Annotated in this window: 25 protein-coding genes; 24 read left to right on the top strand and 1 reads right to left on the bottom strand. The window is 62.4% G+C overall.

The features are described 5' to 3' along the window. Positions 1 to 43 precede the first annotated feature (43 nt). The 3 genes from secD (at position 44) to ACIPZH_RS05450 (ending at position 3,492) form a co-directional block, all read left to right on the top strand. Positions 44 to 1,906 (top strand): protein translocase subunit SecD, encoded by a 1,863-nt coding sequence (gene secD, locus ACIPZH_RS05460; RefSeq protein ID WP_400635439.1) that lies wholly within the window; start codon positions 44 to 46, stop codon positions 1,904 to 1,906. A 10-nt stretch (positions 1,907 to 1,916) separates the two neighbouring features. Then, positions 1,917 to 2,825, top strand: a complete 909-nt coding sequence (gene secF / locus ACIPZH_RS05455) for a protein translocase subunit SecF (protein WP_400626061.1) — start codon at positions 1,917 to 1,919, stop codon at positions 2,823 to 2,825. 121 nt (positions 2,826 to 2,946) lie between these two features. Further along, the gene (locus ACIPZH_RS05450) at positions 2,947 to 3,492 is read left to right on the top strand and encodes a glycine zipper 2TM domain-containing protein (protein ID WP_267818600.1); all 546 of its coding nucleotides are present in this window, start codon (positions 2,947 to 2,949) and stop codon (positions 3,490 to 3,492) included. Positions 3,493 to 3,549: 57 nt separating this feature from the next. On the opposite strand, the gene suhB is transcribed toward ACIPZH_RS05450, so the two are convergent. Continuing rightward, a complete protein-coding gene (gene suhB, locus ACIPZH_RS05445; RefSeq protein WP_400635437.1) occupies positions 3,550 to 4,368 on the bottom strand; it encodes an inositol-phosphate phosphatase in 819 nt (272 codons plus the stop codon). A gap of 151 nt (positions 4,369 to 4,519) precedes the next feature. Between suhB and trmJ the strand changes: the two genes are divergently transcribed. From trmJ to ACIPZH_RS05340, 21 genes are all read left to right on the top strand, one after another. Then, positions 4,520 to 5,275 carry a tRNA (cytosine(32)/uridine(32)-2'-O)-methyltransferase TrmJ gene (gene trmJ / locus ACIPZH_RS05440; protein WP_267818598.1) on the top strand — a complete coding sequence of 252 codons (756 nt, stop codon included), beginning with the start codon at positions 4,520 to 4,522 and terminating at the stop codon, positions 5,273 to 5,275. A gap of 3 nt (positions 5,276 to 5,278) precedes the next feature. Continuing rightward, complete coding sequence (gene cysE / locus ACIPZH_RS05435) at positions 5,279 to 6,064, top strand: serine O-acetyltransferase (RefSeq protein WP_241804180.1); 786 nt, start codon at positions 5,279 to 5,281, stop codon at positions 6,062 to 6,064. 180 nt (positions 6,065 to 6,244) lie between these two features. Then, complete coding sequence (gene iscR, locus ACIPZH_RS05430; protein ID WP_042111731.1) at positions 6,245 to 6,736, top strand: Fe-S cluster assembly transcriptional regulator IscR; 492 nt, start codon at positions 6,245 to 6,247, stop codon at positions 6,734 to 6,736. Positions 6,737 to 6,782: 46 nt separating this feature from the next. Continuing rightward, positions 6,783 to 7,997 carry an IscS subfamily cysteine desulfurase gene (locus ACIPZH_RS05425; protein WP_241804181.1) on the top strand — a complete coding sequence of 405 codons (1,215 nt, stop codon included), beginning with the start codon at positions 6,783 to 6,785 and terminating at the stop codon, positions 7,995 to 7,997. 46 nt (positions 7,998 to 8,043) lie between these two features. Beyond that, a complete protein-coding gene (iscU, locus tag ACIPZH_RS05420; RefSeq protein ID WP_007929523.1) occupies positions 8,044 to 8,430 on the top strand; it encodes a Fe-S cluster assembly scaffold IscU in 387 nt (128 codons plus the stop codon). 41 nt (positions 8,431 to 8,471) lie between these two features. Continuing rightward, on the top strand, positions 8,472 to 8,795 hold the full coding sequence (gene iscA / locus ACIPZH_RS05415; protein ID WP_008092567.1) for an iron-sulfur cluster assembly protein IscA: 324 nt from the start codon (positions 8,472 to 8,474) through the stop codon (positions 8,793 to 8,795). Positions 8,796 to 8,803: 8 nt separating this feature from the next. Next, positions 8,804 to 9,325: a co-chaperone HscB gene (gene hscB / locus ACIPZH_RS05410; RefSeq protein WP_027920280.1), complete on the top strand. Its 522-nt coding sequence runs from the start codon at positions 8,804 to 8,806 to the stop codon at positions 9,323 to 9,325. Between the two features lie 42 nt (positions 9,326 to 9,367). Continuing rightward, complete coding sequence (gene hscA / locus ACIPZH_RS05405) at positions 9,368 to 11,230, top strand: Fe-S protein assembly chaperone HscA (protein ID WP_400635435.1); 1,863 nt, start codon at positions 9,368 to 9,370, stop codon at positions 11,228 to 11,230. 3 nt (positions 11,231 to 11,233) lie between these two features. After that, positions 11,234 to 11,575, top strand: a complete 342-nt coding sequence (fdx, locus tag ACIPZH_RS05400) for an ISC system 2Fe-2S type ferredoxin (protein ID WP_039604293.1) — start codon at positions 11,234 to 11,236, stop codon at positions 11,573 to 11,575. 10 nt (positions 11,576 to 11,585) lie between these two features. Further along, positions 11,586 to 11,786 carry a Fe-S cluster assembly protein IscX gene (iscX, locus tag ACIPZH_RS05395; RefSeq protein WP_024762959.1) on the top strand — a complete coding sequence of 67 codons (201 nt, stop codon included), beginning with the start codon at positions 11,586 to 11,588 and terminating at the stop codon, positions 11,784 to 11,786. Between the two features lie 89 nt (positions 11,787 to 11,875). Continuing rightward, positions 11,876 to 12,301, top strand: a complete 426-nt coding sequence (gene ndk / locus ACIPZH_RS05390; protein WP_241804183.1) for a nucleoside-diphosphate kinase — start codon at positions 11,876 to 11,878, stop codon at positions 12,299 to 12,301. A 28-nt stretch (positions 12,302 to 12,329) separates the two neighbouring features. Beyond that, on the top strand, positions 12,330 to 13,475 hold the full coding sequence (gene rlmN / locus ACIPZH_RS05385) for a 23S rRNA (adenine(2503)-C(2))-methyltransferase RlmN (protein ID WP_241804184.1): 1,146 nt from the start codon (positions 12,330 to 12,332) through the stop codon (positions 13,473 to 13,475). Between the two features lie 13 nt (positions 13,476 to 13,488). Beyond that, a complete protein-coding gene (gene pilW / locus ACIPZH_RS05380; RefSeq protein ID WP_400635433.1) occupies positions 13,489 to 14,250 on the top strand; it encodes a type IV pilus biogenesis/stability protein PilW in 762 nt (253 codons plus the stop codon). Next, positions 14,247 to 15,293: a RodZ family helix-turn-helix domain-containing protein gene (locus ACIPZH_RS05375; RefSeq protein ID WP_349974817.1), complete on the top strand. Its 1,047-nt coding sequence runs from the start codon at positions 14,247 to 14,249 to the stop codon at positions 15,291 to 15,293. The genes pilW and ACIPZH_RS05375 overlap by 4 nt, the downstream gene beginning before the upstream one ends. A 3-nt stretch (positions 15,294 to 15,296) precedes the next feature. Then, on the top strand, positions 15,297 to 16,406 hold the full coding sequence (gene ispG / locus ACIPZH_RS05370; RefSeq protein ID WP_400635431.1) for a flavodoxin-dependent (E)-4-hydroxy-3-methylbut-2-enyl-diphosphate synthase: 1,110 nt from the start codon (positions 15,297 to 15,299) through the stop codon (positions 16,404 to 16,406). 24 nt (positions 16,407 to 16,430) lie between these two features. Further along, complete coding sequence (hisS, locus tag ACIPZH_RS05365) at positions 16,431 to 17,720, top strand: histidine--tRNA ligase (protein WP_241804188.1); 1,290 nt, start codon at positions 16,431 to 16,433, stop codon at positions 17,718 to 17,720. 39 nt (positions 17,721 to 17,759) lie between these two features. Beyond that, positions 17,760 to 18,401, top strand: a complete 642-nt coding sequence (locus ACIPZH_RS05360) for a tetratricopeptide repeat protein (protein WP_241804189.1) — start codon at positions 17,760 to 17,762, stop codon at positions 18,399 to 18,401. Between the two features lies 1 nt (position 18,402). Beyond that, positions 18,403 to 19,545, top strand: coding sequence for an outer membrane protein assembly factor BamB (gene bamB / locus ACIPZH_RS05355; protein ID WP_241804190.1), 1,143 nt, complete (start codon positions 18,403 to 18,405; stop codon positions 19,543 to 19,545). Positions 19,546 to 19,662: 117 nt separating this feature from the next. Continuing rightward, complete coding sequence (gene der / locus ACIPZH_RS05350; protein ID WP_241804191.1) at positions 19,663 to 21,126, top strand: ribosome biogenesis GTPase Der; 1,464 nt, start codon at positions 19,663 to 19,665, stop codon at positions 21,124 to 21,126. A 119-nt stretch (positions 21,127 to 21,245) separates the two neighbouring features. After that, positions 21,246 to 22,394 carry a pyridoxal phosphate-dependent aminotransferase gene (locus ACIPZH_RS05345; protein ID WP_400635429.1) on the top strand — a complete coding sequence of 383 codons (1,149 nt, stop codon included), beginning with the start codon at positions 21,246 to 21,248 and terminating at the stop codon, positions 22,392 to 22,394. Beyond that, positions 22,382 to 23,173: an amidohydrolase gene (locus tag ACIPZH_RS05340; RefSeq protein ID WP_267818572.1), complete on the top strand. Its 792-nt coding sequence runs from the start codon at positions 22,382 to 22,384 to the stop codon at positions 23,171 to 23,173. Before ACIPZH_RS05345 ends, ACIPZH_RS05340 begins: the two co-directional genes overlap by 13 nt. Positions 23,174 to 23,220: the final 47 nt, after the last annotated feature.

The raw sequence follows: 23,220 nt of genomic DNA, 5'->3' as shown, positions 1-23,220 counted from the left end.
GTCGGGGCGCGCAACGCGCCCCGCGTCTTGAACGGGCGGCGTGATGCTGAACAAATACCCTCTGTGGAAATACGCACTGATCGTGATGGTACTGGCGATCGGTTTTATTTATTCCGCTCCCAACCTCTACCCGGATGACCCGGCGGTGCAGATCAGCGGTGCCAGCTCGGCGCTGCAGGTTAACCAGGCCGACCTCGACCGCGTCAGCAAGGCGCTGACCGAAGCCGGTATCACCGTCAAAGGTGCGAGCCTGGGTGAGAAGGGCAGTGCGCTGGTGCGCCTGAGCAACCAGGAAGACCAGTTGCCAGCCAAGGATGTGGTGCGCAAGGCACTGGGCGATGATTATGTCGTGGCCCTGAACCTGGCCCAAACCACTCCGCAATGGCTGCGTAACCTGGGTGCAAGCCCGATGAAGCTGGGCCTGGACCTGTCCGGTGGTGTGCACTTCCTGCTGGAAGTGGACATGGACAAGGCCATGAGCGCCCGCCTGAAAGTCTACGAAGGCGAGGTCAAGACCTTGCTGCGCAAAGAGCGCGTCCGCTACCGCAGCCTGCCTCAGCAGGATGGCGGCATCATGCTGGGCTTCGCCGACGATGCAACCCGCGAACAGGCACGTGCCCTGATCCGCAAGAATTTCAGTGATTTCGACCTGACCACCAGCGAACGTAATGAAACCGCTGTGCTGCGTCTGGCGCTGACTCAGGCGAAAGTCGCCGAGATCCGCGAGTACTCGATCAAGCAGAACCTCACCACCGTGCGCAACCGCGTCAACGAGCTGGGCGTCGCCGAGCCGCTGGTTCAGCGCCAGGGCGCCAACCGCATCGTGGTCGAACTGCCAGGTGTGCAGGACACTGCCGAAGCCAAGCGTATCCTCGGCAAGACCGCCAACCTGGAGTTCCGCTTCGGCGCCGAGCCGGGTGCGTCCAGGGCCACTACCGACGTCTTCGAGTTCCGTGAGGGCGGCCGTTCCGCCCAGGTCGAGCGTGGCCTGATCATCACCGGTGACCAGGTTACCGACGCCCAGGCCAGCTTCGACGAGCATGGCCGGCCGCAGGTGAACATTCGCCTGGACGGCCACGGTGGCGAGCTGATGAGTCGCGCGACCCGCAGCAATGTCGGGCGCAGCATGGCGGTGATCTTCATCGAGCAGAAGCCGATTACCCGCTACGTCAAGCAGACTGTCAACGGCGTCGAGAAGGACGTGCCGGTACAGAGCTTCGTGGAAGAGAAGAAGATCATCAGCCTGGCGACCATCCAGTCGCCGCTGGGCAGCCAGTTCCGCATCACCGGCCTGAACGGGCAGGGCGAATCGTCCGAGCTGGCTCTGCTGCTGCGTGCTGGTGGCCTGGCCGCGCCGATGTACTTCGCTGAAGAACGTACCATCGGCCCGAGCCTGGGTGCCGACAACATCACCAAAGGTATCGATGCGTCGCTGTGGGGCATGCTGTTCGTCTCGCTGTTCATCATCGCCATCTACCGCGCGTTCGGCGTGCTGGCGACCATCGCCCTGGCGGGCAACATGGTCTTGCTGCTGGCGTTGATGTCGCTGTTGGGCGCCACCCTGACCTTGCCAGGCATCGCCGGCATCGTGCTGACCATGGGCATGGCCGTCGACGCCAACGTACTGATCTTCTCGCGTATCCGTGAAGAGATCGCTGCCGGCATGTCGGTGCAGCGGGCGATTCATGAAGGCTTCAACCGCGCGTATTCGGCGATCGTCGATGCCAACCTGACCACATTGCTGGTCGGCGGCATCCTCTTTGCCATGGGTACCGGCCCGGTCAAGGGCTTTGCGGTCACCATGTCCCTCGGGATTTTCACCTCGATGTTCACCGCCATCATGATGACCCGTGCGCTGGTCAACCTGACCTGTGGCGGGCGTGACATCAAGAAGCTGTGGGTTTGAGGGGGCGACGATGAAAACCATCAATTTCATGGGTGTGCGCAAGGTCGCGTTCGCCGTAACCGTGCTCCTTACCGTGCTGGCACTGTTCAGCTGGTGGCAGAAGGGCCTGAACTTCGGCCTGGACTTCACCGGCGGTACGCTGATCGAGCTGACCTACGAGCGCCCGGCCGACCTCAAGGCGGTGCGTGCCGAGCTGGTCGAATCCGGTTTCCACGAGGCCGTGGTGCAGAGCTTCGGCGCTACCACCGACCTGCTGGTGCGTATGCCTGGCGATGATCCGATGCTGGGTAACAAGGTGGCCGAAGCCCTGCAGAAGGTTGGCGGTGACAACCCGGCGACGGTCAAGCGCGTCGAGTTCGTTGGCCCGCAAGTGGGTGAAGAGCTGCGCGACCAGGGTGGCCTCGGCATGCTCCTGGCGCTGGGCGGCATCCTCATCTACCTGGCTTTCCGCTTCCAGTGGAAATTCGCCGTGGGCGCGATCATTTCGCTGATCCACGACGTGGTGGTGACGCTGGGTATCCTGTCGTTCTTCCAGATCACCTTCGACCTGACGGTACTGGCGGCGGTGCTGGCGATCATTGGTTACTCGCTCAACGACACCATCGTGGTGTTCGACCGGGTGCGTGAGAACTTCCGCGTGATGCGCAAGGCCTCGCTGATCGAGAACATCAATATCTCGACCACGCAAACCTTGCTGCGCACGGTGGCCACTTCGGTATCGACCCTGCTGGCAATCGCTGCGCTGCTGTTCTTCGGCGGTGACAACCTGTTCGGCTTCTCCCTGGCCCTGTTCATCGGTGTCATGGCGGGTACCTACTCCTCGATCTACATCGCCAACGTGGTGCTGATCTGGCTGAACCTGAACAGCGAAGACCTCATTCCGCCGGCCAAGACCGACGGTGTGGATGACCGCCCTTAAGGCTTAGCCCTACGCCGTTCGGCGATCGAAAAGGCGCGAGTGTTGAACTCGCGCCTTTTTTTTTGCTCCAAGGCTGGGAGCAGGCGGGTTTACCCCGCGGGTATGAATCAGGAGGTTCAATGTGAATAAATCAATGCTGGTGGGTGCGGTACTGGGTGCTGTCGGTGTGACTGCCGGAGGTGCTGTGGCGACCTACAGCTTGGTGAACAAAGGCCCCGAATACGCCCAGGTCACCGACGTGCAGCCGATCAAGCAGCAGGTGAAAACCCCTCGCGAAGTGTGCAAGGACGTGGCCGTGACGCGTCAGGCGCCGGTCAAGGATCAGCATCAGATCGCCGGTACTGTGGTAGGCGCCCTGGCGGGCGGCTTGCTGGGCAATCAGATCGGTGGCGGCACCGGCAAGAAGATCGCCACCGTGGCCGGTGCTGTCGGTGGTGGCTATGCCGGTAACAAGGTGCAGGAGGGCATGCAGCAGCGTGACACCTATACCACCACGCAAACCCGTTGCAACACGGTCAATGATGTCAGTGAGAAGGTCGTTGGGTACACCGTGACCTATTCAATCGATGGCCAGGTGGGCAAGGTGAAGATGGATCGCGAGCCGGGCTCGACCATCCCGCTGGACAAGAACGGCAAGCTGATCCTGAGTGACGCCGGGCAGCAATGAGATTGCAGGCACAAAAAAAGCACCGCGAGGTGCTTTTTTTGTGCCTGCAATCTGCGCTTAGCGCTTCATGTGCTCTGGCAGGTGCGGCTGGATAGCGGTCAGCACGGCCTTGAAGCACTTGATGTTGCCGGCAACGATGTGGCCTTTGTCGAGGAAGTCGTGGCCACCGTTGAAGTCGCTCACCAGGCCGCCCGCTTCCTGGATCAGCAGCACGCCTGCTGCCATGTCCCACTCGGACAGGCCCGACTCCCAGAAGGCGTCGAAGCGGCCGGCAGCCACGTAGGCCAGGTCCAGGCTGGCGGAGCCGGCGCGGCGGATGCCGGCGGTCTGGCCAGTCAGGGCGCGGAACATGCCCAGGTAGCTGTCCATGTCAGCCATCTGGTTGTCACGGAACGGGAAGCCGGTGCCCAGCAGGGCGCCGTCCAGGCTGGTGCGCGAGCTGACGCGCAGGCGGCGGCCATTGAGCTGGGCGCCACGGCCACGGCTGGCGGTGAATTCTTCCTGGCGTACCGGGTCGACGATCACGGCGTGCTCGAGGCGGCCACGGTATTTGCAGGCGATGCTGACGGCGAAGTGCGGGATGCCACGCAGGAAGTTGGTGGTGCCGTCCAGTGGGTCGATGACCCAAAGGTAGTCTTTGCCTTCTTCACCGGAGCCCGCGTGCAGGCCGGTTTCCTCACCCTGGATGGAGTGGTTCGGATAAGCCTTGCGCAGGGCGTTGACGATGCTCTGCTCGGCGGCGCGATCAACCTCGGAAACGTAGTCCTTAGCCTCTTTCTCGTCCACCTTGATGCTATCCAGGCGTTCGATGGAGCGGAAAATCAGTTCACTGGCGCTGCGAGCGGCGCGCAGGGCGATATTCAGCATAGGCTGCATGGGCGGGTCACCTGGAGATGTTAAAGAAGAAAGCCGAACATTCTAGCAGAAAAGTTTGGCGGCAGAAGTGTCACATTTGCTTTCATGGCGTTACGCTGGTCGGTTCTGTAAGATCGGATCCCCCAAAACCCGCATCTGTGAGCACAACACCTTGCTGCAAAATATTCGTGTTGTTCTGGTCAATACCAGCCACCCCGGCAACATCGGCGGCGCTGCGCGAGCCATGAAAAACATGGGCTTGTCGCGTCTGGTGCTGGTGCAGCCAAAAGAATTCCCCGCCGCGGACGCCAGTGCGCGGGCCTCCGGTGCCGACGATGTGCTGGCCGGTGCCCAGGTGGTCGACAGCCTCGAGCAGGCATTGGTCGGCTGCAGCCTGGTCATGGGCACCAGCGCCCGTGAGCGCAGTATTCCCTGGCCGTTGATCGACCCCCGTGAATGCGGGGCCAAGGCCGTGGAGCATGCCGTCGGGGGAGAGGAGATCGCCTTGGTGTTCGGGCGTGAGCACGCCGGCCTGACCAACGAAGAACTGCAGCGATGTCACTTCCACGTGCACATTCCCTCGAACCCCGACTTCAGCTCGCTGAATCTGGCCGCAGCGGTCCAGGTGCTCTCTTATGAGGTGCGCATGGCCTGGCTGGCGGTTGAAGGCACGGCGCAGAAAGTCGAAAAGGTCGACGCCAGCGAGCTGGCGACCATGGACGAAATGGAACTGTTCTATGAACACCTGGAGAAAACCCTGGTGGACATCGGCTTCCTTGACCCCGCGAAGCCCAAGCACCTGATGGCGCGCCTGCGCCGGCTGTATGGGCGCAGCTCGGTGGAGCGTCCGGAGATGAGCATTTTGCGCGGTATCCTCACCGAGACCCAGAAGGTCGCGCGGGGCGAGCCGCATAAAAGGAAGGACTGACAGATGTTCGAACGTCTGCGTGAAGATATTCAAAGCGTTTTCCATCGGGACCCGGCGGCGCGCAATGCCTTCGAGGTGCTGACCTGCTACCCGGGTATGCATGCCATCTGGCTGCATCGCCTGGGCAATGCCTTGTGGAGGCGCGATTTCAAGTGGCTGGCTCGCCTGGTGTCGAATTTCGGCCGCTGGATGACCGGTATCGAGATCCATCCCGGCGCCACCATCGGCAGGCGCTTCTTCATCGATCACGGCATGGGTATCGTGATCGGCGAAACCGCCGAGATCGGTGACGACGTCACGCTTTACCAGGGCGTGACCCTGGGTGGCACCAGCTGGAACAAAGGCAAGCGCCATCCGACCTTGGAAAACGGCGTGGTGGTGGGTGCAGGGGCCAAGGTGCTCGGCCCGTTCACCGTCGGTGCCGGGGCCAAGATCGGCTCCAACGCGGTGGTGACCAAGGCGGTGCCGGCAGGTGCCACGGCGGTCGGCATCCCGGGGCGCATCATCGTCAAGCGCGAAGACAGCGAAGTCGAGGCCAAACGCAAGGCCATGGCGGAAAAGATCGGCTTCGATGCCTACGGTGTCAGTGGCGACATGCCTGACCCGGTGGCGCGCGCCATCGGCCAGATGCTCGACCACCTGCAGGCTGTCGACGAGCGCCTGGAAGGGATGTGCGGCGCACTGACCAAGATGGGCAGTGACTACTGCGCCAAGGAGCTGCCGGCCCTTCCTGAAGACGACTTCAGCGAGACCGCGGCAGCGGCCCCGCGCGACGCTCGGTCGCATTGATCGCGCCACAGTGACGGCAGGTTGGCATAGGGGGCGTGTGCTCACGCCCCTTTGCTGCTACAATCGCGCCCGCCTCCCAGATGCAAACCCGACTAAAGCAGTAGGTCTAATAGTTGACTTAAATGCTCGGGAATCGCATACTCGCTCACATCCTGTAACTCTCGTGGTATCCATTTAGCCATGCGACTGACTACCAAAGGCCGATACGCCGTGACAGCCATGCTTGACCTGGCGTTGCACGCGCAGCATGGGCCTGTGTCTTTGGCCGACATTTCCGAGCGCCAGGGCATTTCCCTCTCTTATCTGGAGCAGCTGTTCGCCAAGCTGCGCCGCAGCAGCCTGGTATCCAGCGTGCGCGGCCCGGGCGGTGGTTACCAGCTGTCTCGTGGCATGGAAACCATCCAGGTGGCCCAGGTCATCGACGCGGTCAACGAATCGGTCGATGCCACCCGTTGCCAGGGGCTTGGGGATTGTCATGCCGGTGACACCTGCCTGACCCACCACTTGTGGTGCGACCTCAGCCAGCAGATCCACGAATTCCTCAGCGGCATCAGCCTGGCTGACCTCGTCATGCGCCGTGAGGTGCAGGAAGTCGCCCAGCGCCAGGACCTGCGTCGTGTCGCAGGCCGTTCTGCCCAGCTGGACAAGATTGAGACGTCCGCCGTCGACTGACCTTTTACAGTGACGAGCGACGCCACCGCCTGATAGGAGATACTCAATGAAGTTGCCGATCTACCTCGATTACTCCGCGACCACCCCGGTCGATCCCCGTGTCGCCCAGAAGATGGCCGACTGCCTGCTGGTCGACGGTAACTTCGGTAACCCGGCTTCGCGCTCCCACGTGTTCGGCTGGAAGGCCGAGGAAGCGGTCGAAAACGGCCGTCGCCAGGTTGCCGAGCTGATCAACGCCGACCCCCGCGAGATCGTCTGGACCAGCGGTGCAACCGAGTCCGACAACCTCGCCCTCAAAGGCGTGGCGCACTTCTATCAGACCAAGGGCAAGCACATCATCACCTCCAAGATCGAGCACAAGGCGGTCCTGGACACCGCTCGCCAGCTCGAGCGTGAAGGTTTCGAAGTCACTTATCTGGAGCCCGGTGAAGACGGCATCGTCACCCCGGCCCAGGTCGAAGCAGTGCTGCGCGACGACACCATTCTGGTCTCGCTGATGCACGTCAACAACGAAGTCGGCTCGATCAACGACATCGCCGCCATCGGTGAACTGACCCGCTCGCGCGGCGTGCTGTTCCACGTTGACGCCGCCCAGTCGGCCGGCAAGGTCGAGATCGACCTGCAGAAGCTGAAAGTCGACCTGATGTCGTTCTCCGCGCACAAGGTCTACGGCCCGAAGGGCATTGGCGCGCTGTATGTCAGCCGCAAGCCTCGCGTGCGTCTGGAAGCGATCATTCACGGCGGTGGCCATGAGCGCGGCATGCGTTCGGGCACCCTGCCGACCCACCAGATCGTCGGCATGGGCGAAGCATTCGCCATCGCCAAGCAGGAAATGGCCGCGGAAAACCAGCGCATCAAGGCCCTGAGCGACCGCTTCTTCAAGCAGGTCTCGGACCTCGAAGAGCTGTATGTCAACGGCAGCCAGACTGCCCGCGTACCGCACAACCTGAACCTGAGCTTCAACTATGTCGAAGGCGAGTCGCTGCTGATGTCGCTCAAGGACATCGCGGTATCGTCCGGTTCGGCTTGCACCTCCGCTTCGCTCGAGCCGTCGTATGTACTGCGCGCTCTGGGCCGCAACGACGAGCTGGCGCACAGCTCGATCCGCTTCTCCTTCGGCCGCTTCACCACCGAGGAAGAAGTCGACTACGCCGCGCAGAAAGTCTGCGAGGCTGTAAACAAACTGCGTGAGCTGTCGCCGCTGTGGGACATGTACAAAGACGGCGTTGACATCTCCAAGATCGAGTGGGCCGCCCACTAAGCAGTCGCCAGCAAGAGCGGCTCCCTGATGAGGAAGGAATTGCACCATGGCATACAGTGAAAAGGTCATCGACCACTACGAAAACCCACGTAACGTCGGCAAGATGAATGCCGAGGATCCGGATGTCGGTACCGGCATGGTCGGCGCCCCAGCGTGCGGTGACGTGATGCGTCTGCAGATCAAGGTCAACGAGCAAGGCATCATCGAAGATGCCAAGTTCAAGACGTACGGCTGCGGTTCGGCCATCGCTTCCAGCTCCCTCGCCACCGAGTGGATGAAGGGCAAGACCCTGGACGAAGCCGAAACCATCAAGAACACCCAGCTGGCGGAAGAACTGGCGTTGCCGCCGGTCAAGATCCACTGCTCGGTACTCGCCGAAGATGCCATCAAGGCAGCCGTTCGCGATTACAAGCAGAAGAAAGGCTTGATCTAAGTCGCCTGTTGCGAAGTACCGACGTTGAGGAATAAGTACCGATGGCTATCAGCATGACAGAAGCCGCCGCCAACCACGTGCGGCGTTCCCTCGAAGGGCGCGGCAAGGGCGAGGGCATCCGCCTGGGCGTGCGCACCACCGGTTGCTCGGGCCTGGCCTACGTGCTGGAGTTCGTCGATGAACTGGCGGACGAGGACACCGTGTTCGAAAACCATGGCGTCAAGGTGATCATCGATCCCAAGAGCCTGGTTTACCTTGACGGCACTGAGCTGGACTTCGTCAAGGAAGGGTTGAACGAAGGCTTCAAGTTCAACAACCCCAACGTACGCGGTGAGTGTGGCTGCGGCGAAAGCTTCAACGTCTGAGGCTGGCTGTGGGTACTCCTTGTCATTTCGCTCTGTTCGACCTCCAGCCGTGCTTCCGGTTGGACCTCGACAAGCTGGCCACTCGCTATCGCGAGCTGGCCCGCGAGGTTCATCCTGACCGCTTCGCCGACGCTTCCGAGCGAGAGCAGCGGGTAGCGCTGGAAAAATCCGCCGCCCTCAACGACGCCTACCAGACGTTGCGCAGTGCCCCGCGCCGTGCCCGCTATTTGCTGGCCATCGGTGGCCACGAGGTGCCGCAGGAAGTCACGGTCCACGACCCTGACTTCCTGCTGCAGCAGATGCAGTGGCGCGAGGAACTCGAAGAGCTGCAGGACGAAGCCGACCTCGACGGTGTCGCCGTGTTCAAGAAGCGCCTGAAGGCTGCTCAGGACACGCTCAACGAGGATTTCGCCGCCTGCTGGGATGTGCCTGCCGAGCGCGACAAGGCCGAGCGCCTGATGCGCCGCATGCAGTTCCTCGACAAGCTCGCCCAGGAAGTGCGCCAACTAGAAGAGCGCCTCGACGATTAACCCGGCGTTGCCCGTGATGACGCCTAAGGTATTCAGATAAGCATGGCCCTACTGCAGATCGCCGAACCCGGTCAAACCCCCCAGCCGCACCAGCGTCGCCTGGCGGTGGGCATTGACCTGGGTACTACCAATTCTCTGGTCGCTGCCGTGCGCAGCGGTCGCAGCGAACCCCTGCCCGATGCGCAGGGCAACGTCATTCTGCCCTCCGCAGTGCGCTATCTGGCTGGCCACAATGAGGTCGGCCTGGCAGCGCGAGAAGCTGCCGCCAGCGACCCACTGAACACCGTGCTTTCGGTCAAGCGCCTGATGGGGCGTGGTCTGGCCGACGTCAAGCAACTGGGTGAGCAGCTGCCGTATCGCTTCATTGGCGGCGAGTCGCACATGCCGTTCATCGAGACTGTCCAGGGGCCAAAGAGCCCGGTGGAAGTGTCCGCCGATATCCTCAAGGTGCTGCGCGAGCGCGCCGAAGCGACCTTGGGTGGCGAGTTGGTGGGCGCGGTGATCACCGTGCCGGCTTATTTCGACGATGCCCAACGCCAGGCGACCAAGGATGCCGCCAAACTGGCTGGCCTCAACGTGCTGCGCCTGCTCAATGAGCCGACCGCCGCTGCCGTTGCCTATGGCCTGGACCAGAATGCCGAAGGCCTGGTGGCCATCTATGACTTGGGCGGCGGTACGTTCGATATTTCCATCCTGCGCCTGACCGCAGGTGTATTCGAAGTGCTCGCCACCGGCGGTGACACGGCCCTTGGCGGGGATGACTTCGATCACGCCATTGCCAGCTGGATCATCGAGCAGGCCGGGCTGTCCGCCGACCTCGACCCGGCTACCCAGCGCCAGCTGCTTCAGGCTGCCTGCGCCGCCAAGGAAGCCCTGACCGACGCCGACCTGGTCAGCGTCAGCCATGGCGCCTGGCAGGGCGAGCTCAGCCGCGCCACTTTCGAAGCCATGATCGAACCGCTGATTGCCCGTAGCCTCAAGGCTTGCCGCCGCGCCGTGCGCGACAGTGGCGTCGAACTGGAGGAGGTGGGTGCGGTGGTCATGGTCGGTGGTTCGACCCGCGTACCGCGTGTCCGTGAAGCGGTCGGCACGCTGTTCGGCCGTACCCCGCTGACCTCGATCGACCCCGACCAGGTGGTCGCCATCGGCGCTGCCATTCAGGCTGACACCCTGGCCGGCAACCGCCGCGAAGGCGGTGAGCTGCTGCTGCTCGACGTCATTCCGCTGTCCCTTGGTCTTGAGACCATGGGCGGGCTGATGGAAAAGGTGATCCCGCGCAATACCACCATCCCAGTGGCCCGCGCGCAGGAATTCACGACGTACAAAGATGGCCAGTCGGCCATGATGATTCACGTTCTGCAGGGTGAGCGCGAGCTGATCAGCGACTGCCGTTCGCTGGCGCGCTTCGAGCTGCGTGGTATTCCGGCCATGGTTGCCGGCGCCGCGAAAATCCGCGTGACCTTCCAGGTCGATGCCGATGGTTTGCTCAGCGTCGCGGCGCGTGAGCTGGGCTCTGGCGTAGAGGCAAGCATCCAGGTCAAACCATCCTACGGCCTGACCGACGGCGAGATCGCGCGCATGCTCAAGGACTCCTTCGAGCATGCCGGCTCCGACAAGCAGGCGCGTCAGCTTCGTGAACACCAAGTTGACGGCGAGCGCCTGCTTGAAGCTGTGCAGGGCGCCCTGGACGCTGATGGCGAGCGACTGCTCAGCCGTGAAGAGCGCGAAGCCATCGAATTCCAGATGCAAGAACTACGTGATTTGCTGAACGGCACCGATGGCCCTGCCATCGAGCAACAGACCAAGCGTCTGTCGCAGGTGACCGATGCATTTGCCGCCCGTCGCCTTGATTCGACGGTCAAAGCCGCACTGGCCGGGCGCAACCTGAATGAGATCGAGGAGTAACCGATGCCGCTGGTGACATTCCTGCCGCATGAGAAGTTCTGCCCAGAGGGGCTGAGCGTGGAGGTCGAGCCCGGGACCAATATCCTGGAGCTGGCCCACGACCATCACATCGAGATGGAAAGCGCTTGCGGTGGCGTGAAGGCCTGCACCACCTGCCACTGCATCGTGCGCAAGGGTTTCGATTCGCTTGAAGAAGCCGACGAACTCGAAGAGGACATGCTGGACAAGGCCTGGGGCCTGGAGGCGCAATCGCGTCTCGGCTGCCAGGTGGTCGTCGGTGATCAGGACCTGACCATCGAGATCCCGAAATATTCGCTCAACCACGCTGCCGAAGCGCCCCACTGAGGATTTTTCAATGAGTCTGAAATGGGTTGATGTACTTGAGATCGCTATCCAGCTTGCAGAAAGCAAGCCGGACGTCGATCCTCGTTATGTGAATTTCGTCGATCTGCATCGCTGGGTGCTGGCCTTGCCGGAATTCAGCGACGATCCGTCACGCGGCGGTGAGAAAGTGCTCGAGGCCATCCAGGCGGCCTGGATAGACGAAGCCGACTAAGCGTGACGCTGCAGGTTAGGCAATCCCCTGGAACCCGCGTATAATTCGCGGGTTTAATTTTTCGCAACACTCATATTCTGGAGTTTTCCATGGCTGTTCAACGTACTTTCTCGATCATCAAGCCTGACGCAGTTGCCAAAAACGTCATCGGCAAGATCACCACTCGCTTTGAAGAAGCCGGCCTGAAAATCGTTGCTTCGAAAATCAAGCAACTGTCCAAAGCCGAAGCCGAAGGTTTCTACGCCGAGCACCGCGAGCGCGGCTTCTTCGGTGACCTGGTTGCCTTCATGACTTCCGGCCCGGTTGTCGTTCAGGTTCTGGAAGGCGAAAACGCCATCGCTCTGAACCGTGAGCTGATGGGCGCTACCAACCCTAAAGAAGCTGCTGCCGGCACCATCCGTGCTGACTTCGCCGAGTCGATCGACGCCAACGCCGTTCACGGTTCGGACTCCGAAGCTGCTGCTGCTCGCGAAATCGCTTACTTCTTCGCTGCTACCGAGGTAACCACTCGCTAAGCGAAAGCTTACGGGTGAGGGTGAATCCATGACGACATCTACTGGCAAAATCAACCTGTTGGGCCTGACCCAGCCGGAAATGGAACAATTCTTCGACTCTATCGGGGAGAAGCGCTTCCGTGCCGGCCAGGTGATGAAATGGATTCACCATTTTGGCGTCGATGATTTCGCCGCCATGACGAACGTCGGCAAGGCCTTGCGCGAAAAGCTCGAGGCCGTTGCCGAAATTCGTCCTCCGGAAGTGGTCAGTGAAGACATTTCCGCAGACGGCACCCGTAAATGGGTGATCCGCGTTGCCTCCGGCAGCTGCGTCGAGACCGTCTACATCCCAACCGACGATCGCGGCACCCTCTGCGTGTCGTCGCAAGCCGGCTGTGCCCTGGACTGCAGTTTCTGCTCCACCGGCAAGCAAGGCTTCAACAGCAACCTCACCGCCGCCGAAGTGATCGGCCAGGTGTGGCTTGCCAACAAATCCTTCGGGACCGTCCCGGCCAAGATCGACCGCGCCATTACCAACGTGGTCATGATGGGCATGGGCGAGCCTCTGCTGAATTTCGACAATGTCATCGCTGCCATGAAGATCATGATGGATGATCTGGGCTATGGCATTTCCAAGCGTCGCGTCACCTTGTCCACCTCCGGCGTGGTACCGATGATCGACGAACTGGCCAAGCACATCGACGTGTCCCTGGCCCTGTCGCTGCATGCGCCTAACGACGCGCTGCGCAACCAGCTGGTGCCGATCAACAAGAAGTACCCGTTGAAGATGCTGCTGGAGTCGTGCATGGGCTACATGGCCACCTTGGGTGGCAAGCGCGTGCTGACGGTCGAGTACACCCTGCTCAAGGACGTCAACGACCAGCCAGAGCATGCCGCGCAGATGATCGAACTGCTGCGCGATGTACCGTGCAAGATCAACCTGATCCCGTTCAATCCGTTCCCCCATTCCGGTTACGAGCGCCCCAGCAACAACGCTATCCGCCGCTTCCAGGACCTGCTGCACCATGGTGGCTTCAACGTCACCACCCGTACCACCCGTGGCGATGACATCGATGCCGCCTGTGGCCAGCTGGTCGGCCAGGTCAATGACCGTACCCGCCGCAGCGAGCGCTACATCGCCGTACGTCAGCTGTCTGCCGACGCCGAGCTGCAAGACAGCGCTGTGCGCCACTGAGTCCGGGCCCGCCATGAGCCTGCGCGCCGCGCTGTCGATCCTTGCACTTTCGCTGCTGGCCGGCTGCGTGTCGGGTGGTGCGAGCGACCCACTGGCCACGCACCAGGGGCGAGTGGAGGCGGGGCGCGCTTACGTGCAGCTCGGGCTTGGCTATCTGCAACAAGGTTTGACCGAGCAGGCCAAGGCGCCGTTGGCCAGGGCACTGGCGCTGGATGCCAAGGATGCCGATGCGCACGCGGCTTTGGCGCTGGTGTTCCAGGCCCAAGGTGAAGCTGCGCTGGCCGAGCAACACTTCCAGAAAGCGTTGTCGGCACGCCCCGGTGACACGCGAATTCGCAACAATTACGGCAGTTTCCTATATGCTCAGCAGCGTTTCGCCGAAGCCGAGCAGATGTTTCGCCTCGCCAGCGCCGATACCCTGTATCCTGAACGTTCGCGCGTTTACGAGAACCTCGGCCTGACAGCCCTGAAGCTCGGCAACCGTGACCAGGCGCAGGCGTACCTGAGCAAGGCTCTGCAACTCAATCAGCGGCAACCCAGGGCGTTGCTGGAAATGGCTGAGTTGTCCTACGAAAACAGGCATTATGTGCCGGCCCGGGGTTTCTACGATCGTTTCAGCCAGTTGAGCGATCACAATGCCCGTAGTCTCCTGCTGGGCAGCCGTCTTGCCCGGGTGTTCGACGAGCAGGGCACACAGGCCGAATTGGGCCAGCAACTACAACGACTTTATCCCGGTACGCCGGAATATCAGCAATACCTGTCGGAGCAACGATGAAAGCCGCGCATCCCGAAGTAGCAGCAGCGACTGGCCAGAACCCCGGTGAATTGTTGCGCCAGGCCCGCGAAAGACGGGAGTGGTCGCAAGCCGAGGTGGCCCGCAAGCTCAACCTCACCGTCAGTTCGCTGAACCACGTGGAAACCGGTGCCTTCGACAAGTTGCCAGGGCACACCTTCGCCCGTGGCTATATCCGTGCCTACGCCAAGCTGATGGACATGGACCAGGCGCCGCTGGTCGAGGCCTTCGACCAGTACACCGGCACCCATGCCAAGGGCAGCGACGTGCACTCACTGGGCCGCATCGAAGAGCCGGTGCGCCTTTCGCACAACATTCTGCGCGGCGTCAGCCTGTTGCTGCTGCTTGTGGTGGTCGGTGGCAGCTTCCTGTGGTGGCAGGACCAGGGCAGCCTGCGCGGCAAGGACCTGGCCAAGATCGCCCTGGAGCACGTCGAGGTCGAAAGCGCCGACGGTACCACCCAGATCCACCCGCTGGACGAGCCTGAAGACCAGGCCGTTACCTTGGGCCAGCAGGGCGAAAGCGCGCCGCTGCCGCTGGAGCAGGCACCTGCCGAGCCGGTGGCCGGGGCCGCCCCCGAGGCCGCCAGTGCCGCCGCCCCTGACGCCGCAGCACCCGCACCGGCCCAGCAGGCACCTGCCCAAGCTGCAGCGCCCGCGCCGACAACGGCAGCCGCACCGGCTGCATCGGCCTCGCCAACCGCACCCGTAGCCCAGGCCGCCCCCGTTGCGCCCGAGGCCAGCGTGCCGGCCAGTACCGCCGAGCCTGCCGCCGTACCTGCCGGCAGCGCCAAGGTAGCCATCCAGTTCACCGCCGATTGCTGGACCCAGGTGTCCGATGGCAACGGCAAGGTGCTGTTCAGCGCCATCAAGCGCAAGGGCGACAACCTCGAGTTGACCGGCAAGCCGCCGTTCGCGGTACGCCTGGGCTTTGCCCGCGGCGCCCAGGTCAGCTACAACGGCCAAGCCGTCGATGTCGCCCCGTTCACCAGTGGCGAAACCGCTCGCCTGAAGTTGGGACAGTAAGTCATGCACGGCGAATCTCCGATCAAACGTCGCGAATCCCGCAAAATCTGGGTCGGCAATGTACCGGTGGGTGGTGATGCCCCCATTGCGGTGCAGAGCATGACCAGCACCGACACCAATGATGTCGCCGCCACAGTGGGCCAGATCCAGCGCCTGGTCGATGCCGGTGTAGACATCGTCCGTGTTTCGGTGCCGGACATGGACGCCGCCGAGGCGTTCGGCAAAATCAAGCAACTGGTCAGCGTACCGCTGGTCGCTGACATCCACTTCGACTACAAGATCGCGTTGCGCGTGGCCGAACTGGGCGTCGACTGCCTGCGCATCAACCCGGGCAACATCGGCCGTGAGGACCGTGTTCGTGCTGTGGTCGATGCCGCTCGTGACCGTGGCATTCCGATCCGTATCGGTGTCAACGCAGGCTCCCTGGAAAAGGACCTGCAGAAGAAATACGGCGAGCCGACCCCGGCGGCGTTGGTCGAATCGGCCCTGCGCCATGTGGAGCACCTCGATCGCCTGGATTTCCAGGACTTCAAGGTCAGCGTCAAGGCCTCCGACGTGTTCATGGCCGTCGAAGCCTATCGCTTGCTGGCCAAGCAGATCATCCAGCCGCTGCACCTGGGCATCACCGAGGCCGGTGGGCTGCGCTCCGGCACGGTGAAATCCGCCGTCGGCCTCGGTATGCTGCTGGCCGAAGGCATCGGCGATACCATCCGCATTTCGCTGGCGGCCGACCCGGTCGAGGAAGTGAAGGTCGGCTACGACATCCTCAAGTCGCTGCACCTGCGTTCGCGTGGCATCAACTTCATCGCCTGCCCGAGCTGCTCGCGGCAGAATTTCGATGTGGTCAAGACCATGAACGAACTGGAAGGGCGCCTGGAAGACCTGCTGGTACCGCTGGATGTGGCGGTGATCGGTTGTGTGGTCAACGGCCCTGGCGAAGCGAAGGAAGCCCACGTGGGCCTGACCGGCGGCACGCCGAACCTGATTTACATCGATGGCAAGCCGGCGCAGAAGCTGACCAATGACAACCTGGTCGATGAGCTGGAAAAGCTCATCCGCCAGAAAGCGGCCGAAAAGGTCGAGGCCGACGCGGCGTTGATCGCCCGCGGCTGACACACAGATTCGTAAGGACTTTTCGTGAGCAAATCGCTGCAAGCCATCCGTGGCATGAACGACATCCTGCCAGAGCAGTCGCCGCTGTGGCGCTACTTCGAAGGCACCGTCGCCGGGCTGCTGGACACCTATGGGTACAGCCAGATCCGCACGCCGATCGTCGAGTTCACCGAGCTGTTCAAGCGCTCCATCGGTGAAGTCACCGACATCGTCGAAAAAGAGATGTACACCTTCGAGGACCGCAACGGCGATTCGCTGACCCTGCGCCCTGAAGGCACGGCTGCCTGCGTACGTGCCGTGCTCGAGCACGGCATCACCGGCAACGGCCAGGTGCAGAAACTGTGGTACATCGGCCAGATGTTCCGCCACGAGCGCCCGCAGAAGGGCCGCTACCGCCAGTTCCACCAGATTGGCGTCGAGGTGTTCAACCTGGACGGCCCGGACATCGATGCCGAGCTGATCATGCTGACCTGGCGTTTGTGGGGCCTGCTGGGCATCCAGGATGCGGTCAAGCTCGAGCTGAACAGCCTGGGCACCAGCGAGGCCCGCGCCCGCTACCGAGACGCGCTGGTCGAGTTCCTCTCGGCGCGCCTGGAGCAACTCGACGAAGACAGCCAGCGCCGCCTCAAGAGCAATCCGCTGCGCATCCTCGACAGCAAAAACCCTGATACTCAAGCGGTGCTGGTCGGCGCGCCGAAGCTGGAAGACTACCTCGACGAAGACTCCCGGGTGCACTTCGAGGGCCTCAAAGCCCGTCTGGATGCTGCCGGTATTCCGTTCGTGATCAACACCAAGCTGGTGCGTGGCCTGGACTACTACAGCAAGACCGTGTTCGAGTGGGTCACCGACAAGCTTGGCGCCCAGGGCACTGTCTGCGCAGGCGGCCGCTACGATGGCCTGGTAGAGCAGATGGGTGGAAAGCCGACCACCGGCGTTGGTTTCGCCATGGGTATCGAGCGCCTGATCCTGCTGCTGGAGACCCTGGGCAAGGTCCCGGAATCCATCAACCGCCAGATCGATGTGTACCTGTGCGCCTTTGGCGAACAGGCGGAGCTGGCTGGCCTGCGCTTGTCCGAAAGCCTGCGCGACCGTCTGCCGGGCCTGCGCCTGGCGGTCAACGCCGGTGGCGGCAGCTTCAAGAGCCAGTTCAAGAAAGCCGACAAGAGCGGCGCGTTGTTTGCCCTGATCCTGGGTGACGACGAGCTGGCCAAGCAAGAGATTGGCCTCAAGCCCCTGCGTGGTCAGGGCGAACAACAGAACATTGCCTGGGATGCTCTGGCTGAGCACCTGGAAACCGCGATCGCTCAGGCGTAACGCGGTTCAACAAGCGAATAGGCGAAAAGGAGTATTGGGGTGTCGAGTACCGATGATGATGACCTGGCAGGGTTCAAGGACTGGTGGAGCCGCAACGGCAAGCCACTGCTGACCGGTGCACTGCTGGCGGGCGTGGTGGTTTTGGGTTGGAACGCGTGGCACAAGTACCAGGACAACCAGTCGCAAGGCGCATCGCAGCTGTATCAGGCCCTGCTTGAAACCAGCCTGACGCCGAGCGGGCAGCCGGACGCGGCCAAGGTCGCTGAGTTGGCCGGCAAGCTCAAGAGCGAGTTTGGTGGTACCGCCTACGCCCAATACGGCAGCCTGTTCGTGGCCAAGGTCGCGGTCGAGAGCGGCAAGCTCGACGACGCCGCTGCCGAGCTGAAGAATGTGCTCGACAAGCCTGCTGACGACACCCTGGGCGAAATTTCGCGCCAGCGCCTGGCACGCGTGCTCGCGGCTCAGAACAAGGCCGAAGATGCGCTCAAGCTGCTCGACGGTGACGCTGACAAGGCGTTTCTGGCCAGCCGTGAAGAATTGAAGGGCGACCTGCTGGTGCAGTTGGGTCGTGCCGACGATGCTCACAGCGCTTATGAAAAAGCCAAGGCCGCGCTGTCCGATGAGGCGGCGGTCGGTGGCTTGCAACTGAAGCTGGATGACTTGGCCAAAGGGGACGCGTGACGTGATCGGTTGGAAACAAGCAGCAGTGCTGACCCTGGCCGTACTGGCCGCAGGTTGCAGCAGCAACAGCAAGAAGGAACTGCCTCCGGCCGAACTGACCAAGTTCACCGAAGAAGTGGTACTGAAAAAACAGTGGAGCCGTTCGATCGGTGACGGCCAGGGCGAGACTTACAATACCCTGGTACCCGCCATCGAGAACGACCGCATCTACGCCAGCGACGTCAATGGCGAAGTCTTCGCCCTCGACCGCATCACGGGCGACGTCGTGTGGAAGAAGGACCTGGAGCTGCCGGTTTCCGGCGCCGTCGGCGTTGGCTATGGCCTGGTCATGCTCGGCACGCTCAAGGGTGAGGTGATTGCCCTGGACTCCAGCACCGGTGAAGAGCGCTGGCGCTCCCGCGTCACCAGTGAAGTGCTGGCGCCGCCTGCCAACAACGGTGACGTTGTGGTGGTGCAGACCCAGGACGACCGCCTGATCGGGCTCGATGCCGCTACCGGCGACCGCCGCTGGATCTACGAGAGCACTCCGGCTGTCCTGACCCTGCGGGGCACCGGTGCGCCGATCGTCACTAACCGTCTGGCCGTCGCCGGCCTTTCCACCGGTAAAGTGGTGGCGGTCGACATCAACAACGGCGTGCCAGTGTGGGAGAGCCGTGTGGCCATCCCGCAGGGCCGTTCCGAGCTGGACCGTGTGGTCGACATCGACGGCGGCCTGCTGCTGTCCGGTGGCACGCTGTACGTCAGCACCTACCAGGGCCGCGTAGCGGGCCTGGACCTGGAGAGCGGCCGTGTGCTGTGGCAGCGTGATGCGTCGAGCTACGTGGGTGTCGCCCAAGGTTTCGGCAACGTCTATGTCAGCGAGGCCTCAGGCAGTGTCGAAGGTGTCGACGAGCGCTCTTCCAGCGCCCTGTGGACCAACGACTCGATGGCCCGCCGTCAATTGTCGGCGCCGGAAGTGTTCTCCAGTTACGTGGCTGTAGGTGACTTCGAAGGTTACCTGCACCTGCTCAGCCAGGTCGACGGCCGTTTCGTCGGCCGTGAGCGTATCGACAGCGATGGCCTGCGCGCCCGGCCCCTGGTGGTCGGCGACACCATCTATGTCTTTGGCAACAGCGGCAAGCTCGAGGCACTGACCATCCGCTGAAGCTATGCTCAAGACCACGACAGGTCTTGAGTTGCGGCGTAGGACACGCCGCCCGAACTCCGGCCGCTGCCTTGCAGCGGCCTTTGCATTTTCAAGAATTCAAGAGTGGAGAGCCGCATGGTTCCCGTAATCGCCCTGGTGGGACGGCCGAACGTCGGCAAATCCACCATGTTCAACCGCCTGACCAAAACCCGCGATGCCATCGTGGGTGACCTGTCGGGTCTGACCCGTGACCGCCAGTATGGTGATGCCAGCTGGCAGGGTCGCTCCTTCATCCTGATCGACACCGGTGGTATCACCGGTGACGAAGTGGGCATGGACGAGAAGATGGCCGAGCAGTCGTTGATGGCTATCGAAGAAGCCGACTATGTGCTGTTCCTGGTCGACGCCCGCGCCGGAATGACTGCCGCCGACCAGATGATCGCCGAGCACCTGCGCAAGCGGAACAAGTCGGCCATTCTGGTGGCCAACAAGATCGACAACATCGACGCCGACGTCGCCCGCGCCGAGTTTTCGCCGCTGGGTATGGGCAATGCCATTCCGGTGGCGGGCTCCCAGGGCCGTGGCATCAATCAGCTGATGGAGTCGGTGCTGGGCCATATTCCTCGCGATGCTGAGGAAGAAGCCCTCGACCAGGAGGTTGCCGAAGGCGAGGAAGCGGTACGCATCCCCGGCCCGAGCGAAAAGGATGGCATCAAGATCGCCATCATCGGCCGCCCCAACGTGGGCAAGTCGACCCTGGTCAACCGCATGCTCGGCGAAGAGCGCGTGGTGGTCTACGACCAGCCGGGTACCACCCGTGACAGTATCTATATCCCGTTCGAGCGCGATAACGAGAAGTACACCTTCATCGACACCGCGGGTGTGCGCAAGCGCGGCAAGATCCACGAGGAAGTCGAAAAGTTCTCGGTGGTGAAGACGCTGCAGGCGATCAAGGACGCCAACGTGGTGATCTTCGTCATGGATGCCCGCGAGGGGGTGGTCGACCACGACCTCAACCTGCTGGGCTTCGCCCTGGAAGCGGGCCGCGCCATCGTCATCGCCCTGAACAAGTGGGACGGCATGGAGCCGGGTGAGCGCGACTACGTCAAGACCGAGCTGGAGCGCCGGCTGTTCTTCGTCGACTTTGCCGACATCCACTTCATCTCGGCGCTGCACGGCACCGGCGTGGGTCACCTGTACAAGTCGGTGCAGGCCGCGTTCAAATCGGCGGTCACCCGCTGGCCAACCAGCCGTCTGACGCAGATCCTCGAAGACGCCGTCAGTGAGCACCAGCCTCCGCTGGTCAATGGCCGCCGCATCAAGCTGCGCTATGCCCACCTCGGGGGTGCCAACCCGCCGCTGATCGTGATCCACGGCAACCAGACCGAGAAGATCCCCAAGTCGTACTCGCGTTACCTGGAAAACACCTACCGCCGCGTGCTGAAACTGGTCGGTACGCCGATCCGCATCGAGTACAAGGGCGGTGAGAACCCGTACGAGGGCAAGAAGAACACCCTCACCGACCGCCAGGTCAACAAGAAGCGCCGTTTGATGTCGCACCACAAGAAAGCCGAGAAGAAGCGCCGCGACAAGCGCTGACAAGCGGCAGACTTCAAGTCGCAAGCCACAAGAATGAGCGGACGCTGATACATGTCGCTTTTTCTTGTGGCTTGGAGCTTGTAGCTTATAGCTCTCCGTCCCGCAGGAAAGAGGGCTCCATGATCCGCAGCAAACTGCCGAACGTCGGCACGACCATCTTCACCAGCATGTCCCAGCTCGCTGTGCAGACGGGCGCGCTCAACCTGTCCCAGGGCTTCCCTGACTTCAATGGCCCGCAGGCCCTGCTCGATGCAGTGGGCCGGCACGTGGCTGCCGGGCACAACCAGTATTCGCCAATGACCGGCCTGCCGGCCTTGCGCCAGCAGGTGGCTGCCAAAGTGGCGCGGCTGTACGGCGCGCAGGTGGATGCCGACCAGGAAGTGACCATCACCCCCGGTGCCACCGAGGCGATTTTCTGTGCCATCCAGGCAGTGGTGCATGCGGGTGACGAGGTGATTGTCTTCGACCCGTGTTACGACAGCTATGAGCCTTCGGTGGAGCTGGCCGGTGGTCGCTGCGTGCATGTGCAACTGAGCGACGGCGACTTCCGTATCGACTGGCAGAAGTTCAGCGATGCCCTGAGCCCGCGCACCCGCATGGTCATCCTCAATTCGCCGCATAACCCCAGTGGCGCGCTGATCACCCGCGAAGACCTTGAGCAGTTGGCAACGCTCGTTGCCGACCGCGATATCTACCTGATCAGCGACGAAGTCTACGAGCACCTGGTTTACGACGGCGTCCGCCACGCCAGCGTGCTGGCCCACGAACAGCTGTATCAACGTGCCTTTGTGGTCAGCTCGTTCGGCAAGACTTACCACGTCACTGGCTGGAAGACCGGCTACGTGATCGCGCCTGCGGCGTTGAGTGCAGAGCTGCGCAAGGTGCACCAGTACGTCAACTTCTGTGGCGTGACGCCGCTGCAGTGCGCCCTGGCCGACTTCATGGCCGAGCACCCCGAGCATATCGACGAGTTGCCGGCCTTCTACCAGGGCAAGCGTGACGTGTTCTGCGGTTTGCTGGAGGGTTCGCGTTTCAACTTTACCCGCACGGCGGGCACTTATTTCCAGCTGGTGGACTATTCGCAGATCCGGCCAGACCTGAACGACGTCGACATGGCCCTTTGGCTCACCCGTGAACACGGCGTTGCGACCATTCCGGTGTCGGTGTTCTACCAGCGACCCATCCCCGAGCAACGCCTGATACGCCTGTGCTTTGCCAAACGTGAGGAGACGCTGCGTCAGGCAGCGGAAAAACTATGCGCGATCTGAGTGCACTGCCCAACCTGAAAATCGCCTTGGTGCAAACGGCCCTGGCCTGGCACGACCGCGAGGCCAATTACGCTCATTTCGAGGTTTTGCTCGACCAGGCTGGAGATGCCGACCTGGTGATCCTCCCCGAGATGTTCACCACGGGTTTTTCCATGGAATCGGAAAGCCTGGCCGAGCCTGAGAACGGCCCGACGTACAAATGGCTCAAGGCGCAGGCCAAGCGCATCAACGCCGTGGTTACCGGCAGCGTGATCATCCAGGCCGCCGATGGCAGCCACCGCAACCGCTTGCTGTGGGCGCGGCCGGACGGCGAGATCCTCTTCTACGACAAACGCCACCTGTTCCGCATGGCCGGTGAACACAAGCATTACACCCCGGGTGAGCGTCAGGTGCAGTTCGAGATCAAGGGCTGGCGGGTACGCCCGCTGATCTGCTACGACCTGCGGTTCCCGGTGTGGAGCCGCGATGCCCAGGATACCGACCTGCTGTTGTACACCGCGAACTGGCCGGCCGCGCGCCGCCAGCACTGGAACCGGCTGCTGCCGGCGCGGGGTATCGAAAACCTGTGCTTCGTGGCCGCGGTGAACCGGGTGGGCACCGATGGCAAGGGTTTCGCGTATTCAGGCGACAGCCAGGTGCTGGATTTTCAGGGTGAAAGCCTGCTCAGCGCAGGTGAGGCTGATGGTGTGTTCACGGTGGTGCTGCGGGCAGCGGAGCTCGCCAACTACCGCACCCGCTTCCCGGCCAACCTGGATGCCGATACCTTCGAGTTGCACTGAGTCTGCACGGCCAATCGCCGGCAAGCCGGCTCCCACCGGTGCGGCGC

Origin of the sequence: Pseudomonas sp. NPDC089758 (genome assembly GCF_044748705.1) — a bacterium.
In the GTDB taxonomy this organism is placed as follows: domain Bacteria; phylum Pseudomonadota; class Gammaproteobacteria; order Pseudomonadales; family Pseudomonadaceae; genus Aquipseudomonas; species Aquipseudomonas putida_X.
This window is presented reverse-complemented; position numbering and strand designations above follow the sequence as displayed.

What these genes read in the sequence shown, in the direction of transcription:
- secF (WP_400626061.1), top strand. Translation starts at nt 1,917, where the DNA reads ATGAAAACCATCAATTTCATGGGTGTGCGCAAGGTCGCGTTCGCCGTA.
- secD (WP_400635439.1), top strand. Translation starts at nt 44, where the DNA reads ATGCTGAACAAATACCCTCTGTGGAAATACGCACTGATCGTGATGGTA.
- iscR (WP_042111731.1), top strand. Translation starts at nt 6,245, where the DNA reads ATGCGACTGACTACCAAAGGCCGATACGCCGTGACAGCCATGCTTGAC.
- ACIPZH_RS05425 (WP_241804181.1), top strand. Translation starts at nt 6,783, where the DNA reads ATGAAGTTGCCGATCTACCTCGATTACTCCGCGACCACCCCGGTCGAT.
- ACIPZH_RS05340 (WP_267818572.1), top strand. Translation starts at nt 22,382, where the DNA reads ATGCGCGATCTGAGTGCACTGCCCAACCTGAAAATCGCCTTGGTGCAA.
- cysE (WP_241804180.1), top strand. Translation starts at nt 5,279, where the DNA reads ATGTTCGAACGTCTGCGTGAAGATATTCAAAGCGTTTTCCATCGGGAC.
- suhB (WP_400635437.1), bottom strand. Translation starts at nt 4,368, where the DNA reads ATGCAGCCTATGCTGAATATCGCCCTGCGCGCCGCTCGCAGCGCCAGT.
- der (WP_241804191.1), top strand. Translation starts at nt 19,663, where the DNA reads ATGGTTCCCGTAATCGCCCTGGTGGGACGGCCGAACGTCGGCAAATCC.
- pilW (WP_400635433.1), top strand. Translation starts at nt 13,489, where the DNA reads ATGAGCCTGCGCGCCGCGCTGTCGATCCTTGCACTTTCGCTGCTGGCC.
- iscX (WP_024762959.1), top strand. Translation starts at nt 11,586, where the DNA reads ATGAGTCTGAAATGGGTTGATGTACTTGAGATCGCTATCCAGCTTGCA.
- ispG (WP_400635431.1), top strand. Translation starts at nt 15,297, where the DNA reads ATGCACGGCGAATCTCCGATCAAACGTCGCGAATCCCGCAAAATCTGG.
- fdx (WP_039604293.1), top strand. Translation starts at nt 11,234, where the DNA reads ATGCCGCTGGTGACATTCCTGCCGCATGAGAAGTTCTGCCCAGAGGGG.
- ACIPZH_RS05345 (WP_400635429.1), top strand. Translation starts at nt 21,246, where the DNA reads ATGATCCGCAGCAAACTGCCGAACGTCGGCACGACCATCTTCACCAGC.
- iscA (WP_008092567.1), top strand. Translation starts at nt 8,472, where the DNA reads ATGGCTATCAGCATGACAGAAGCCGCCGCCAACCACGTGCGGCGTTCC.
- iscU (WP_007929523.1), top strand. Translation starts at nt 8,044, where the DNA reads ATGGCATACAGTGAAAAGGTCATCGACCACTACGAAAACCCACGTAAC.
- hscA (WP_400635435.1), top strand. Translation starts at nt 9,368, where the DNA reads ATGGCCCTACTGCAGATCGCCGAACCCGGTCAAACCCCCCAGCCGCAC.
- ndk (WP_241804183.1), top strand. Translation starts at nt 11,876, where the DNA reads ATGGCTGTTCAACGTACTTTCTCGATCATCAAGCCTGACGCAGTTGCC.
- ACIPZH_RS05375 (WP_349974817.1), top strand. Translation starts at nt 14,247, where the DNA reads ATGAAAGCCGCGCATCCCGAAGTAGCAGCAGCGACTGGCCAGAACCCC.
- rlmN (WP_241804184.1), top strand. Translation starts at nt 12,330, where the DNA reads ATGACGACATCTACTGGCAAAATCAACCTGTTGGGCCTGACCCAGCCG.